This is a genomic window from Vibrio sp. 1402 (genome assembly GCF_033340275.1).
On sequence record NZ_JAWOWE010000366.1, the window covers coordinates 1 to 640 of the forward strand.

1 protein-coding gene is annotated in these 640 nt (G+C 47.0%); it reads left to right on the top strand.

Annotation, left to right across the window (positions count from 1 at the left end; translation table 11 throughout):
- A partial coding sequence (locus R7044_RS26105) for a metallopeptidase TldD-related protein (RefSeq protein WP_263857059.1) occupies positions 1 to 590 on the top strand: 590 nt, incomplete at its 5' end.
- Positions 591 to 640: the final 50 nt, after the last annotated feature.

Here is a 640-nt window from a genome sequence, read left to right on the forward strand (position 1 = left end):
GCTTGATTGGTCACCTAGTGATGGCGATCAGCGGTGGCAACCTGTACCGCAAATCTTCTTTCTTACTGGATCACTTGGGTAAACAAGTCTTGCCTGAATGGTTCAATATTTCAGAACGTCCGCATGTATTGCGCGGTTTGGCTTCCAGCCCATTCGATAGCGAAGGCGTTTATACGCAAGATCGTGAAATCATTACCGATGGTGTGTTGGCGACCTATCTACTGACCAGTTATGCCGCTCGCAAGATGAAGATGGATCCAACCGGTCACGCTGGTGGTATTCACAACTGGTACGTGAAGTCGACAGGCCAAAACTTTGAGCAAATGCTGAAGGAATTGGGCACAGGCCTTTTGGTAACAGAAGTGATGGGCCAAGGTGTAAATGTGGTAACGGGTGATTACTCTCGCGGTGCCGCAGGCTTCTGGGTTGAGAACGGTGAAATCCAATACCCAGTCTCTGAAATTACCATCGCCGGTAATCTAAAAGACATGTTCACCAAGATAGTAGCAGTTGGTAGTGATATTGAAACACGCTCACAAATCCAAACCGGTTCTATCTTGCTCGACACAATGAAAGTCGCAGGTGAATAATAGTTACTAGCGCGGAAATACCAAAAAGCCTGATGTGTTCATCAGGCTTT